Source organism: Sphingobium sp. (assembly GCF_041987595.1).
GTDB lineage: Bacteria > Pseudomonadota > Alphaproteobacteria > Sphingomonadales > Sphingomonadaceae > Sphingobium.
On sequence record NZ_JBHIWJ010000019.1, the window covers coordinates 24137 to 38459 of the forward strand.

A 14323-nucleotide genomic window follows, 5' to 3' on the forward strand; every position below is an offset into this window, starting at 1 on the left:
ACGGCTTGGCGGCAGGATGGTTTCGCGGTTGCAGCAATTCGTCGCCCCACTCGTCGCAGCGATCAGCCGCTTCGGAGCAATCCTACCGCAGCGTCGCGCTCGAACAGATAGAGGCAGGTTCTGGCCGCCTCGCCTCTCGCCTGCGTGAGACCGCCGTCGCGCTCGATCAGGAGGTGCGCATCGTCCCGGGCGGAATCGAGCAAGGCCGAAAGATGCTCGGGGGTGGCAATCTTCAACTGCGCTTCGCCGGACTGACGGGTGCCCAGGATTTCGCCTGCGCCACGCAAACGCAGGTCTTCTTCGGCTATGCGGAAGCCGTCGTTCGTTTCCCGCATCAGAGCGAGGCGGGCGCGGGAGGTTTCCGACAGGGCGCCCCCGCGCAGCAGGATGCAGACGCTGTGATTCTGGCCGCGACCGACGCGCCCCCTCAGCTGATGGAGTTGCGCGAGGCCGAAACGTTCGGCACCTTCGATGATGATGAGGTTGCTGTTCGGCACATCGACACCGACTTCGATGACGGTTGTGGCGACGAGGATCTTCGTGCGAGCCCCAGCGAAGGCTTCCATCGCGGCGTCCTTTTCCGGGCCTTTCATGCGGCCATGGACGAGGCCGACCTGTTCGCCGAAGCGCATTTTCAGCATTTCGGCGCGGGCTTCGGCGGCCGCCTGATCGCTGGTCTCGCTTTCCTCGACCAAGGGGCAGACCCAATAAGCCTGGCCCCCGCCTTCGATGTGGCGGGCGAGCGCTTCGACCACTTCATCGAGGCGGTTGGACGACATGACCACGGTCTGGATCGGCTGGCGGCCCGGCGGCATTTCGTCAAGGCGGGATACGTCCATCTCGCCATAATAGGTCAGCGTCAGCGTGCGCGGGATGGGCGTCGCGGTCATTACCAGCAGATGCGGGGTGCGGTCGGCTTTCGCGGCCAGCATCATGCGCTGGGCGACACCGAAGCGATGCTGTTCGTCGATCACCGCGAGGGCGAGATTTTTGTAGCGAACCGCCTCCTGAAAGATGGCGTGGGTGCCCACGAGAATGTCTATGCTGCCGTCCGCGAGGCCCATCAGGGTGGACTCGCGGGTCTTGCCCTTCTCGCGGCCGGTGAGGATGGCGATACTGACCGGCAGGCCGGACGCCATCTTCCGCAGCGTTTCGTAGTGCTGGCGGGCGAGGATTTCGGTCGGCGCAAGCAACGCGCCCTGAGCGCCTGCCTCAACGGTGTTCAGAAGCGCCATCAGGGCGACCAGCGTCTTGCCGGAGCCTACATCGCCCTGGAGAAGCCGGAGCATGGGAACGGGTTGGGCCATGTCGCCTTCGATCTCCATGAAGGCGCGGCGTTGAGCGCCTGTGGGAGCGAAGGGCAGTTGCAGCATGGCGCGCAGGCGGCCGTCTCCCGCGATGGGCACGCCCCTGCGTTTGCGGGACGACTGACGGACCAGCATCAGCGCGAGCTGGCCGGCGAAAATCTCGTCATAGGCGAGGCGTTCGCGGGCCTGGGCGTCGCTGGGATCGGCGTGGACGCGGGTGAGCGCCTCGTGCCATGTCGGCCAGCCCTTCTGACCCAGCAGGCTGGGTTCGATCCATTCGGGAAGGTCCGGGGCGCGGCTCAGGGCCTGGGCGGCGAGATCGCGCATGCGGTTGTTGGTTAGGCCCTCCGACAGCCCATAGACCGGCTCTCGCGAGGGGATGGTGGCGGCTTCCTCCGGGGGAAGCACATAGTCGGGATGGACGATCTGGAGATTGTCGCCATAGGCCTCCAGCTTGCCGGAGATGAATTTGGGTTCGTTCAAGGGCAGCAGCTTGCGGGGCCAGGCGCTGTTGCGGCCGAAATAGACCAGCGCGACGCTGTTGCCATATTTGTCCTGCGCGATGACGCGGAAGGGCGCGCGGGCGCTGCCGGAGGCCCGATAATCGGTCGGCGTGAGTTGAATACCGATGACGCGGCCCGAGTCGGAGAGGATCAGCTCATCGACCATGCGGCGGTCGATGAAGCTGACCGGCAGATGAAAGGCGACATCGACGGCTCGAGCCAGCCCCAGCCGTTCCAGCGGTTTGGCGAGCGCGGGGCCCACGCCCTTGAGCGCTTCGATTTCGGTGAAGAGTGGGTTGAGGATATCTGGGCGCATGGTTATGGCCAACGCTCTAGCCCAGCCGGGACGGTGGTTCAAACATCCGATCGGCGATTTCGGCATGCCCGCGCAAGGAACAAATTGTGAACGAAGATCCCCGTATCCGCCGCCTGCAATTCCGGGCCTGGCATCGCGGCATCAAGGAAGCCGATCTGGCCGTGGGCGGTTTCTTCGATCGCTATCATGCCGAATGGAGCGAAGACGAGATCCAGTGGTTCGAGCGCTTCATGGATGAGCAGGATGCGGACATCATGGCGTGGGCCATGGGGGTGCTGCCGGTGCCGGAGGAGTGGCAGGGACCGATGTGGGACAGGTTCGCAAAGCTCGATTTCGTGGAGATCGGGAAGAAATAGACTGCCCTTCGCACACCAATGCCCTCCCCTGGCCCCTCCCTGAAGGGAGGGAAACCGAGTAGCGAATGACCGATCTTCTCAAAATCCTCAAAGCCTCCTCCCCCATGACCCTTTCGGGGGTTCCGGCAGGGTTTCAACCGTGGCTGCTTGCGGATATCGCGCGGGCGGCGCCTGCGCGGGCCCTGTTCGTCGCGCCCGACGAGCAGCTTATGCGCGCCGTGGCGGATACGGCGCATTATTTCGCGCCGGAAATCGAGATCGTCGAAATTCCTGCCTGGGACTGCCTGCCCTATGACCGGGCCAGCCCTTCGCTGCGCACGGCCTCGGCGCGGCTGGCAGGACTTTATGCCCTTCAGGGAAAGCCCAAGGGACCGCAGCTGGTTCTGACCACGCTCAATGCGCTGACGCAGCGGACCCTGACGCCCTTTCGCGTGCGGCAGTTGGTGGCGAAGCTGGCGCCCAAGGAGCGGATCGCGATTTCGCGGCTGGCGGAGATGTTGCAGGCCAATGGCTATGTGCGGACCGACACCGTGCACGACCGGGGCGAGTTCGCGATTCGCGGCGGCATCGTCGATCTGTTCCCCGGCGGCGAGGAACAGCCGCTGCGGCTCGATTTCTTCGGGGATGAGATCGAGACGGTGCGACGGTTCGATCCGGCCGACCAGCGGACCAGCGGCAGCGTCGAGGGTTTTACGCTGCTGCCCGCGTCCGAGGCTTTGCTGGACGAAGAGACGATCAAGCGCTTTCGCGGGCGCTATCGCGAGACATTCGGGGCAACGGCAACCGGCGATCCGCTCTATCAGGCGGTGAGTGACGGGCGACGTCTCGCGGGGATGGAGCACTGGCTGCCGCTGTTCGAGGAACGGCTGGTGCCGATGACCGAGCATCTGGGCGACGATACGCTGGTCGTGCTGGATCATGGCGTGGCGGGCGCGGCGGATGCGCGGTTCGAGGCGATCAGGGACTACCACGCCAATCGCGTGGCGGCGAAATCCTCCGATCCAGGAGCGTATCGGCCTTTGGAACCCAGGGCGCTGTATCTGGATGCCGAAGAGTGGGACGGCATCGTACGCGCGTGGCCGATGCACGCCACCACGCCTTTTCATGAGCCGGAAAGCGCAGCGGTCCTCGATTTCGCAGTTGACGGCCCCCGCGATTTCGCGCCGGAACGGGCGCAGAACGCCAACGTCTATGAGGCTGTGGGCAAGCATGTCGCTTCACTTCAGAGGGTGAAGAAGAAGGTCGTCATTGCGAGCTATTCCGGTGGTGCGCGGGAGCGGCTTTCCGGGCTTCTGGCCGATCATGGGCTGAAACGGATCGCTGCGGCAGATAGCTGGCAGGAGGCCTTGGGAATCGCAGCTGGCGGCAGCACGGTGCTGATCGTCCTGCCGCTGGATCATGGCTTTACCGCGCCAGATGTGGCGGTGCTGACCGAACAGGACATGCTGGGCGACCGGCTGGTGCGGCGGGCCAAGCGGAAGAAGAGTGCCGACGCCTTCCTCGCCGAGCTGGCGACGCTCTCGCCGGGCGATCTGGTCGTGCATATGGATCATGGCATCGGCCGCTACGAGGGGCTGACGCAAATCCCGGTCGCCAAGGCTGCACATGACTGCGTGGCGCTGGAATATGCGGGCGGCGACAAACTCTATGTGCCGGTCGAGAATCTGGAGGTTCTTTCCCGCTACGGATCCGACAGCGAGGGGGTGAGCCTCGACAAGCTGGGCGGCGAGGCGTGGCAGCGCCGCAAGGCGCGGATGAAGGAGCGCATCCGCGAGATTGCGGGTGAGCTGCTCAGGACGGCGGCGGAGCGAGCGCTGCGCGCTGCGACCGTGGCGGAGCCGGATAGCGCTGGATACCCTGCGTTCGTCGATCGCTTCCCCTATCAGGAGACCGAGGATCAGGACCGCGCCATCATGGACGTGGTCGAGGATCTGGCAGCCGGACGACCCATGGACCGGCTGGTATGCGGCGATGTTGGCTTCGGCAAAACCGAGGTGGCCCTGCGCGCCGCTTTCGTGGCGGCGATGGCCGGGATGCAGGTGGTGGTGATCTGCCCCACCACCCTGCTCGCCCGGCAGCATCATATGAATTTCGAGGAACGCTTCCGGGGCTTTCCCGTCAACATCGGGCGGCTGTCGCGGCTGGTGCCGGACAAGGAGGCGAAGGCCGTCAAGGCGGGGCTGGCCGACGGGACGATCGATATCGTCGTGGGCACCCATGCGCTGCTGGCCAAGGGGCTGGAGTTCAAGCGACTGGGGCTGGTCATCGTTGACGAGGAACAGCGGTTCGGCGTGACCCACAAGGAACGGCTGAAGAGTCTCAAGACCGATGTGCATGTGCTGACGCTGACGGCAACGCCGATTCCCCGCACCTTGCAGATGGCGATGTCGGGACTTCGCGAGCTTTCCGTGATCCAAACGCCACCAGTCGATCGTCTGGCGGTGCGGACCTATATCATGCCGTGGGACGGGGTGGTGATCCGCGAGGCGCTGCTGCGCGAGCATTATCGGGGTGGGCAGAGCTTCTTCGTCGTGCCGCGCATTTCCGACCTGACCGAGGTGGAGGAATTTTTGCGGACCGAAGTGCCGGAGGTGAAGCCCATCGTCGCGCACGGCCAGATGGCGGCAAGCGAAGTCGAGGAACGCATGTCAGCCTTTTACGACAAGCGCTATGATGTGCTGCTGTCGACCACCATCGTCGAAAGCGGGCTGGATATTCCTTCCGCCAATACCCTCATCATCCACCGGGCGGATCGTTTCGGGCTGGCGCAGCTTTACCAGCTTCGCGGGCGCGTGGGTCGATCGAAGACGCGGGCCTATGCCTATTTCACCACGCCCGCGAACCGGGTGATTACCGAGACCGCGGAAAAACGGCTGAAGGTGCTGTCCGATCTGGATACGTTGGGAGCAGGATTCCAGTTGGCAAGCCATGATCTCGACATTCGCGGCGCGGGCAACCTCGTCGGCGACGAACAATCCGGCCATATCAAGGAGGTCGGGTTCGAGCTGTATCAGTCGATGCTGGAGGATGCGATCCTTGAGGCGAAGGCAGGCGGCGCGGGAATCGAGAAGCGGGAGAGCTTCTCGCCGCAGATCACCGTGGACGCGCCGATCCTCATCCCGGAGGATTATGTGCCCGATCTCGATCTGCGCATGGGGTTGTATCGGCGTCTGAACGAGGTCGAGGACCGGCAGGGGCTGGAGGCCTTCGCGGCCGAATTGATCGACCGCTTCGGCAAGCTGCCCGCGCCGACACAGAATCTCTTCAAGATCATCGAGATCAAGCAGAATTGCGTGTCGGCCAACATCGCCAAGATCGATGTCGGGCCGAAGGGGGCGCTGGTCAGCTTCGTCGAGGATCGCTTCCCCCGGCCCGAAGCGCTGGTAGCCTATATTCAGCGATTGAACGGCGTGGCGCGGCTACGGCCCGACAGCAAGGTGGTGGTGAACCGAGCCTGGGCCGATCCGGCGGCGCGGCTGAATGGAGCTTTGCAATTGTCGAAGGGGTTGGCGAAGGCAGCCGGATAGCACCCCTTTGTTATCCGTCAGACAACTGCCAGCAACAGTTGCAACCTAAATCCCGCCTTGATGACCGGGCGGCAAAGCCCGGCATCAAGCAGGAGAATTTGCATGAGTTTGACCCTCATCGCGATGGCGGCGGCCGCCGCCACGCATACCGTTCAGATCGACCATGGCGGTTCGCCGGTGCAGGCGACCTACACGGCGCGGACGGAAATCCGCACGAAGACCGTGGGCGCCAAGGCCCCGAACCGGATGGACATGCAGCGTTGCCAGTGGACCGCGACGATCGTCATCGACCGGGCGTTGAGCCACGGGCCGGCGCTGACGCGCACCGTTTCGAGCGACAAGCAGTTTTCAGGCAGCGAGCATGGCGCCTGCACGCCGGGCCGCCAGTCGGGCGAACGCAATATGGCGCAGCATGAGGACAAGATCCGCGACCATCTGATAGCGGTGGCCAAAAAGGATCGCGCGCCCTTGCTGGCTGAACTTGATGCCGTTCGCAATCTGGCGTCGAACTGAGTTGCGGGGAGCGCTGGCTTGCGGCGTTGCGCTGGCCGCCAGCGCCTCCCCTTCCCTCGCACAATATAGCGACGGCATTTCCGCAACGGTTGAAGTTGCCAGCGATGAGCGGCGACGCGGCCTGAGCTGGAGCGATGGCGATCCGGTCGTGCACGGATCGGTTTCGGTGCCGGTGGCCGAAGGGTTGAGCCTGGACGGTTCAGCTGTCTCATTATGGCACAGCAGGCGGCATGGCGGGGCGGATGCCGCACTCGATCTGGGGCCAAGCTATGTGCGGGAGTCGGGCGGATGGCGGATTTCAGCGCAAGGGCGCTATCATCTTTTTCCGGGCGCTTCCGGACAGGGCTATGGCGAAATCGGTGCAGGTGCCGGTTTCCTGATCGGGCCGGCCACGGTCGATTTCAACGCCAGCTACGCGCCGCGGCAGGCCTCCATCGGCGGTGACAATCTCTATCTGTCGACTTCGGCGTCGGCGGGTGTGCCGGGGACGCCCTTCACCCTCTCGGCGCGGGCCGGGCATTCTTCCGGGGCGGTGCGCGATCCTATGAAGGCGGCGCGATTGCGGCCCGACGGCGCCTATTGGGACTATGGCGTCAGCGTCGATTATTTCAAAGGGCGCTGGTTTGCCGGACTGCGTTACGCCGACAGCAGCATCGAAGGGCCGGGCCGCCGCCATGCGGGCGCCAGCCTGATCGGACGGCTGGGTCTAAGCCTTTAGGGCGAGCGCCACCAGTTCGGCGGAAGAGACGCCGGCCGAGCGCAGGAAGCCCTGATAATAGTCGCACCCTTCGCGGGTCAGGAGATCGAGCTGCTGCTCGGTCTCCACCCCTTCGGCGATGACGCTGAGGCCCAGCGATTTCGCCATATGGATGACGCTGCGGACGATGATGCGGTCGCGGGCGGTCCCTGCGATGTCCTGCGCCAGTCCGCTGTCGATCTTGAGATAGTCCAGCGGCAGACTTTTGAGATAGGCAAGGCTGGAATAGCCGGTGCCGAAATCATCGACCGCAACCGCCAACCCCTCGGCGCGCAAGGCGGTCAGCAATGCCGTGGCCGTGTCGACATCCTCGATCAGGCCGCTTTCGGTGATCTCCACCGTCAGGCGGGAGCGGGGAAAGCCGCTCATGTCGACGAGGTTGAGGAATTGCGGCATGAAACCGGGCTGGGCGATATCCTCGGCCGTGACGTTGATCGACAGGCGCAGATGCGAGAGCGCGCGCGGCCATGCGGCGGCCTGGCGCAAGGCTTCGGCTTGGATATGGGCCGAAAGCGGCAGCATATAATCGGACCGCTCGGCCGTGGCGAACAGCATGCCCGCGCCCAGCGGCCCATATTGCGGGTGATTCCAGCGGGCCAGCGCCTCCACGCCGATCATCTGTTCCCCTTCAACCGGATATTGCGGCTGGAAAACGATGCCGATCTCGCCCCGGTGCAGCGCGAGCCGCAAATCGGTTTCAAGCTGGTCGGCGTCGACCTGACGGCTGCGCTTTTCGGAGGAGAAGATGCGGATGCCCTCCCCGCCCCCGGCCCTTGCGTCGGCAAGCGCGGTGCCTGCGCGGCGGATGAGGCGGGTGGCGTCGTCGTCGGGGCGGGACTGGGCAATGCCGCAACGGGCCGTCAGGCGGATCAGATGATCGCCCGCGCTGAAAGGGCGGCCGATCGCGCCGATCAACTGACGCGCCAGGAAAGTTGCGCGGTCGGCGGCCGCCGCGTCACCAGTCAGGCCGATGAGGAATTCGGTGCCCGCGATCCGCGCCACCATGGAGCCGGCCGCCGCGTCGAAGGTCATGCGCTCGATCCGGCGAGCGATTCGGCCCAGCAGGGCGTCCCCCACCACCTGACCATAGGCTGCGTTCATGCGGTCGAACTGGCTGATCGAAAGCAGCAACAAGGTGGTCGGCAACCCCCTGCGCTGATCGAGCCAGTCAAGCGCGGCGTGACGCGAGCGCAGGCCGGTCAGCTCGTCTCGCCCGGCCGCGTCATGGCCGTGCGCGTCGGAGAGCCACTCGACATCGGCCGCCACCGTCCCATCGATCAGGCGCAGATGATGGACCAGCCGGTCACCGGGTCGGCCGGGAGCGGCATGGGCAAAGGCCTCCGCTCGGCCCGAGCGCATCATGCCGCGCAGCGCCGCAATGACCGGGCGGCGCTCAGAACGGGGCAGGCGGCGCAAAAGGCCTGCGGGGCTGATGCAGTGCCCCTCCACGCCGAGATGACGGGCGAGATTGTCGCTGAGACGGATGCCGTCCCCTTCCCTTTCCCAGAACAGCGCGTCGCCGCGGCGGATGCGCTGGGCGCGCTGACTGTGGGAGACACCGCCGACCAGCCGATCGACCAGACGCTGGGCAGACGAAAGAGTAGCGCGCAATTGCTCCTGCGAAAAAGGCGCGGCGAGGAAGTGGGTCGCTCCGGCCTCCAGCAGGCGCGACACACTCGTCATGTCCTGCGCGGCGACAAGGACGATCAGCGCACCTCCTCCGGCATCCACCGCAGGCACCAGCGACGTGACCAGTTTCATGTCGCCGTCGCGGACACCCCGCATGTCGACCAGCGCGATCTGGGCGTCGCTGTGCAGAAAGCGCTGTGCGGCATCGGTGGCGCGCCGGGCCGCCATCGCTCCCCAGCCCGCCTGCTGGGCATGCTGTGACAGGCCGTCGCGGTCACCCGGCGACAGGATGAAGAGGCTCCGTTGTCCGTCCAGTGCGGTTTCGCCGCTCACAAATGATGCTCCTTGGGGACGGCCATAAAGTCTATCGGTTACCGGGCCGTTCACATTGGCGCAACGGGGAGCGCTTGCAGAGGAGGAGTCCATCGCCTAGCTAGGCATTGTGGAGACGGTCGATCCTGCCCGCACGGCCCTGACCGATGCGCTCGGCCGCCGGATCAGCTATTTGCGGATTTCGGTGACGGACCGCTGCGACCTGCGCTGCCGCTATTGCATGGCGGAGCGAATGACCTTCCTGCCCAGAAATGAGGTGCTGACGCTGGAGGAGATCGCGCTGCTCGCTGATCTCTTCATTGCGCGGGGCGTGCGAAAGATCCGGCTGACCGGTGGGGAGCCGCTGGTGCGGCGGGATATTGTCGACCTCGTCCGGCGGATCGGGCGGCATCTGGGCGGCGGGCTGGACGAAGTGACGCTCACCACCAACGGCACGCGGCTGGCCCAGCATGCGCAGGCGCTGGCCGATGCGGGCGTGCGCCGGGTCAATGTCAGTCTGGACAGCCGGGACCCCGAACGCTTTGCCCATGTGACGCGCGGCGGCGACATCCGCGCCGTGCTGGACGGGCTGGACGCGGCGCGGGAGGCGGGGCTGGCGGTCAAGATCAACATGGTGGCGCTGAAAGGCATCAATGAGGATGAAATCCTGCCGATGCTGCATTGGTGCGACGCGCAGGGCTTCGACCTGAGCCTGATCGAGACGATGCCGCTGGGCGAAACCGGCGAGGACCGGACCGATCATTATCTGCCCCTGATGCAAGTGGCCGATGCGATCCGGCAGCATCATGCGCTGAGTCCGATCGGCTATCGCACCGGCGGGCCGTCACGCTATCATGCGGTGCAGGGCCTCAGCGCCCGGCTGGGGCTGATCACGCCGCTCACCAACAATTTCTGCGCCGACTGCAACCGGATGCGGATGACCTGTGAAGGCAAGATCTTCATGTGTCTGGGGCATGAAGATCATGTCGACCTCAAGGCCGCCTTCCGGGAAGGCGGCCTCGGCGCCGTGGAACCGCTGATCGACCGGGCGCTGCGACTGAAACCGGCGAAGCACGACTTCCATATCGGCGCAGGCGCCTCGGCGGCGGTGAAACGACATATGAGCGTGACCGGCGGATGACGCAGTACGTCCGGCGCGCTCTGGTCGCCTCCCCCACCCCGGCAGCCAAGGCGGCGGAGGAAAGGCTGCGCGCAGCCTATGATTTCGTGCCCGTCGAAGAGGCGGAGATGATCATCGCTCTGGGCGGAGACGGCTTCATGCTCCAGACGCTGCACTCCATGCTGGAAGGCCGGAACATCCTGCCCGTGTTCGGCATGAATCTGGGCACGGTCGGCTTCCTGATGAACGAGTGGCGGCTGGAACGGCTGGAACAGCGGATCGAGGCCGCCAAGCCGTTCAAGGTCAATCCGCTGCGCATGACGGTCGACACGGTGGACGGCGAAAGATTCTCCATCCCCGCCATCAATGAAGTGTCGCTGCTGCGCGAAACCCGCCAGACTGCCAAGCTGGAAGTGAAGGTCAACGACCGCGCCGTGCTGCCCGAGCTGGTGTGCGACGGGGTGCTGGTGGCGACGCCCGCCGGATCGACCGCCTATAATCTGTCGGCGCATGGGCCGATATTGCCGCTGGGATCGGCGCTGGTCGCCCTGACGCCGATCAGCCCCTTCCGCCCCCGGCGCTGGCGCGGCGCGATCCTGCCGGAAAATACCGTAATCCAGTTCAGCGTGCTTGATCCCGTCAAGCGGCCGGTGAGCGCCGTGGCCGACCAGCGCGAAGTGCGCGACGTGTCGCAGGTGGAAGTGAAGATAGACCGCACGACGCCGCTGACGCTGCTTTTCGACCCGGAACATACGCTGGATGACCGGATCGCGGCGGAACAGTTCATCGCGTAATTTTTCCTGCATTTGCCGCTTGCCATGTCGAGAAAGCCGCTGCTATAGGCGCGGCCTGCCCGGCGAAAGCAGGGCTGCTCCCCGATAGCTCAGCGGTAGAGCATTCGACTGTTAATCGAATGGCCGTAGGTTCGAATCCTACTCGGGGAGCCACATTTTGAGAGATTTGCCGCAGCCCTGAAAGGCGCGGCCTGCCCGGTGAAAGCCGGGTTGCTCCCCGATAGCTCAGCGGTAGAGCATTCGACTGTTAATCGAATGGCCGTAGGTTCGAATCCTACTCGGGGAGCCATTTTCGCCCCTGACGGGGAGTCAGCGATCCTCCCTGCCCCTCCCCTCTTCAGGCTGCCCCGCACGGCCGCAAAAAGCGCTGCGGGCGGACACCTCTCCGGCGCCGCCCGCAAACGATATTGCTGCAATCAGGCCTTAACCGTCAGCGCGAGGCATATTGGCGGCCGCGTGCTGCAACGGCCCAGCGCTGCGGCGTTGCGTCCGCGACATTCTCCCGCACGAAGCATTGGCCCCTGCGCGCCTGAATGGCGCGGCAAAGGGCGGCCGCTTCGGCCCTCTCGTCGAAGCCGCCGACGGCAAGGCGGGTGAAGCCCGCGCCGTTGACGGCGATCTGGCTGGTGACGACAGGCAGCGCGGCGAGACGGCCATCGCGGCGGGCTATTGCGAACCATTTTTCCTGCGCAACGGCGGCATTGTCATAGGCGCCCAGTTGAACCACCCAATGGCCGTTGCTCTTCGCCGCCGGGCGATAGGCCACCTTCTGCACGCGGGCGGGCGCAACGCGGCGAGCGGGAGCGACGGCGCGGGGGGCGGCAACGCGAACGGGCGCGGCAAGGCTCTGAATGACCGGCGCGGGCGTTTCGGCGACGACGGGCTGGGGCGCAGGAGCCGGATCAGCCATGGCCGTTTCCAGCGGACCGGCCTGCGCGGCCTGTTCGGCGGCGGACACTGCCTGCGGCACCGGCACGACGAGGGTGGCTTGTGCCATCTGCGCCGAGGCAGCTTCCGGCGCCAGCGCCAGCGCGACTGGTTGGCCCGCATCCGCACCGTTGATCGTGATGCCCATCAGGGCTGCAACCCGCTGCTGCGACATGCCCGGCGCTGCGGTCTGCGCCCATTGGCTGATGCGCTGGTTGGCGGCGAGCGGGTCGAGGTCGATGCCCGCGATCATCCGCGCATCCTTCCAGCGCCCGGCCATGGCGTAGGCGTAGGCCAGATTCTGGCGGGTCTGCGCCGTGGCCGAGGGATCGTGGATCAGTTGCGAGAGGATCCGCACCCCTTCTTCCGCATCGCCCACCATCGCCATGGCGAGGCCATAGTCGGCGGCAGGGACGGTGCCGGTGTGGCTCGCCAGCAGGTCGCGCGCTTCACGGTCCTTGCCCAGCCCCGCCTTCACCAGCGCAAGCGTAATGATCGTGCGGGCATCATCCCGGCCAAGCGCGATCGCGTCCGACAGCGCGGTTTCCGCCGAGGCGAAACGGCCGTCCGCCACATAGGCGCGGCCCAGCAACTGGCGGGCGCGGGCGTCGCGCGGCATGGCCTGGACGGCGGCCTCGGCAAGCACCACCGCGCGGGCGCCATCACGGTCGGCCAGCGCCTTTTCAACGGAGGCGGCGAGACGATCGGGGCTTTGCTGCGGGGCGATGGCGGAGGGGCGGAAGGCCGATCCGGTGCATCCGACCATGGTCGTTCCGACGAGCAGCGACGCAATCGCCGCCTTGGTGAAAGCCTTGGACTTCATGGGCTGCTATCCCTCAATTGCCGCTGCGCGAGCGCGGAAGCTGTTGCGCCAGACGGTCGACTTCCGGCAGGCCGCCCAGAAAGCTGTCGAGCGCTTCGGTCACCATCTGCTGCGCCGAACGGCCGACGATCGCGCTGGCAAGGCGGAGCTTGAGATGCCGGTCCGCATCCAGCCGCAACGTGAAAGCCGCCTTACGGCCCCTCGCCACCGCAGAGCTGCGGGGCTTGGCGGGCTTTTTGGGCTTGGCGACCTGGACGGGCGCCGTTTCCGCAATGGGCTCGGACACGCTTTCGGCGATGCGTTCGGCCAGTTCCTCGCGCTCGGTCACGACCGAAGGCACGGGGGCCGAGACGGGAACCGGAGTCATCGGCGTCAGCCCCGCGACGGAGCGAGACTCGGTCGGCACCGGCTCGGGCTGCGTCACGTCGAAGCCCATGTCGTTCCAGCCCAGATCCTCCTGAAGCGCGTTGGCGCCAGAGGTCAGGCCAAAGCCCAGCACCGGGCGGCGCATGGCGGGCGATGCGGCGCCCTTGCGCGCCAGCAGGCCCGAGGTCAGGGAAGCAAGAGGTTTCGGCTCGGTCATGATATTTCCCCTCCTCTTACTGCGTGACCCGACGGCCGAAGCCGCCGCTCGCCGGACGAACCGTGCCGGGCGTTCCGACCGCATTGTGCGGAACGGAAAAGACGGTGCGGCGGAAATTCTTTTCCAGACGATCGGACACATAGGTCCATAGCTGCGTCACCTCGGCGGCGGAGCGGCCATTGGGATCGACCTCCATCACTGTGCGGCCGTCGATCATCGAGGCAGCGAAGTCGGTGCGGTGATGCAGCGTCACCGGCGCGACTGTCCCATGTTGGGACAGGGCGACGGCCGCTTCGGACGTGATCCGCGCCTTGGGCGTGGCTGCGTTGACCACGAAGATCAGCGGCTTTCCTGCGCGTTCGCACAAGTCCACCGTCGCCCCGACGGCGCGAAGGTCGTGCGGGCTGGGACGGGTCGGGACAACGATCAGTTCGGCAACGGAAATGACGCTCTGGATCGCCATGGTGATAGCGGGCGGCGTGTCGATGACGGCCAGCTTGAAGCCCTGCTGACGGAGGATTTCGAGGTCGGCGGCCAGACGCGCAACGGTCGTCTGGGCAAAGGCGGGATATTCGGCCTCGCGCTCATTCCACCAGTCCGCCAGCGAACCCTGCGGATCGATGTCGATCAGGACGACCGGGCCTGCGCCGGCCCTCTGAGCCTGCACGGCCAGATGGCCCGAGAGGGTGGTTTTGCCCGATCCCCCCTTTTGCGATGCCAATGCCAATATCCGCACGCAATTTCCCCCAGAAAATCCAATTGGAAAAGGAAGTGCCATAGCGGCGCCTAAGAATTGGTTAATCCGCGTGGAAGCCTCAGGAGGCACGGAAAAAGCGGTGGCCGCAGCGCTAAGCCG

At 65.6% G+C, this 14323-nt stretch carries 11 protein-coding genes and 2 tRNA genes; 8 read left to right on the top strand and 5 right to left on the bottom strand.

Annotation, left to right across the window (positions count from 1 at the left end; all coding sequences use genetic code 11):
• Positions 1–62 precede the first annotated feature (62 nt).
• On the bottom strand, positions 63–2126 hold the full coding sequence (recG, locus tag ACFC3J_RS07300; protein WP_375195533.1) for an ATP-dependent DNA helicase RecG: 2064 nt from the start codon (positions 2124–2126) through the stop codon (positions 63–65).
• Positions 2127–2212: 86 nt separating this feature from the next.
• Here recG and ACFC3J_RS07305 point away from each other — a divergent pair, with 86 nt between their 5' ends.
• The 4 genes from ACFC3J_RS07305 (at position 2213) to ACFC3J_RS07320 (ending at position 7240) form a co-directional block, all read left to right on the top strand.
• A complete protein-coding gene (locus tag ACFC3J_RS07305; RefSeq protein ID WP_375195534.1) occupies positions 2213–2482 on the top strand; it encodes a succinate dehydrogenase assembly factor 2 in 270 nt (89 codons plus the stop codon).
• 65 nt (positions 2483–2547) lie between these two features.
• Positions 2548–6009 (top strand): transcription-repair coupling factor, encoded by a 3462-nt coding sequence (gene mfd, locus ACFC3J_RS07310; RefSeq protein WP_375195535.1) that lies wholly within the window; start codon positions 2548–2550, stop codon positions 6007–6009.
• Between the two features lie 102 nt (positions 6010–6111).
• The gene (locus tag ACFC3J_RS07315; RefSeq protein ID WP_375195536.1) at positions 6112–6522 is read left to right on the top strand and encodes a hypothetical protein; all 411 of its coding nucleotides are present in this window, start codon (positions 6112–6114) and stop codon (positions 6520–6522) included.
• Positions 6494–7240 carry a TorF family putative porin gene (locus ACFC3J_RS07320; RefSeq protein WP_375195537.1) on the top strand — a complete coding sequence of 249 codons (747 nt, stop codon included), beginning with the start codon at positions 6494–6496 and terminating at the stop codon, positions 7238–7240. The genes ACFC3J_RS07315 and ACFC3J_RS07320 overlap by 29 nt, the downstream gene beginning before the upstream one ends.
• Here the strand turns inward: ACFC3J_RS07320 and ACFC3J_RS07325 are convergent.
• Complete coding sequence (locus ACFC3J_RS07325) at positions 7229–9241, bottom strand: putative bifunctional diguanylate cyclase/phosphodiesterase (RefSeq protein WP_375195538.1); 2013 nt, start codon at positions 9239–9241, stop codon at positions 7229–7231. The two genes, ACFC3J_RS07320 and ACFC3J_RS07325, sit on opposite strands and share 12 nt — an antisense overlap.
• A 109-nt stretch (positions 9242–9350) precedes the next feature.
• On the opposite strand from ACFC3J_RS07325, the gene moaA reads away from it, so the two are divergent.
• The 4 genes from moaA (at position 9351) to ACFC3J_RS07345 (ending at position 11423) form a co-directional block, all read left to right on the top strand.
• A complete protein-coding gene (gene moaA, locus ACFC3J_RS07330) occupies positions 9351–10361 on the top strand; it encodes a GTP 3',8-cyclase MoaA (protein WP_375195539.1) in 1011 nt (336 codons plus the stop codon).
• A complete protein-coding gene (locus tag ACFC3J_RS07335) occupies positions 10358–11134 on the top strand; it encodes an NAD kinase (RefSeq protein ID WP_375195540.1) in 777 nt (258 codons plus the stop codon). The genes moaA and ACFC3J_RS07335 overlap by 4 nt, the downstream gene beginning before the upstream one ends.
• A gap of 78 nt (positions 11135–11212) precedes the next feature.
• Positions 11213–11287: transfer RNA gene (locus tag ACFC3J_RS07340), tRNA-Asn, on the top strand.
• 61 nt (positions 11288–11348) lie between these two features.
• Positions 11349–11423 (top strand) — tRNA-Asn (locus ACFC3J_RS07345).
• Positions 11424–11564: 141 nt separating this feature from the next.
• Here the strand turns inward: ACFC3J_RS07345 and ACFC3J_RS07350 are convergent.
• The 3 genes from ACFC3J_RS07350 to ACFC3J_RS07360 are packed head-to-tail and all read right to left on the bottom strand — an operon-like array spanning position 11565 to position 14203.
• Positions 11565–12884 (bottom strand): SPOR domain-containing protein, encoded by a 1320-nt coding sequence (locus tag ACFC3J_RS07350; protein ID WP_375195541.1) that lies wholly within the window; start codon positions 12882–12884, stop codon positions 11565–11567.
• 13 nt (positions 12885–12897) lie between these two features.
• Entirely contained in the window at positions 12898–13467 is a 570-nt protein-coding gene (locus ACFC3J_RS07355) for a hypothetical protein (protein WP_375195542.1), read from the bottom strand.
• Positions 13468–13483: 16 nt separating this feature from the next.
• The gene (locus ACFC3J_RS07360) at positions 13484–14203 is read right to left on the bottom strand and encodes a ParA family protein (protein ID WP_192666816.1); all 720 of its coding nucleotides are present in this window, start codon (positions 14201–14203) and stop codon (positions 13484–13486) included.
• Positions 14204–14323: the final 120 nt, after the last annotated feature.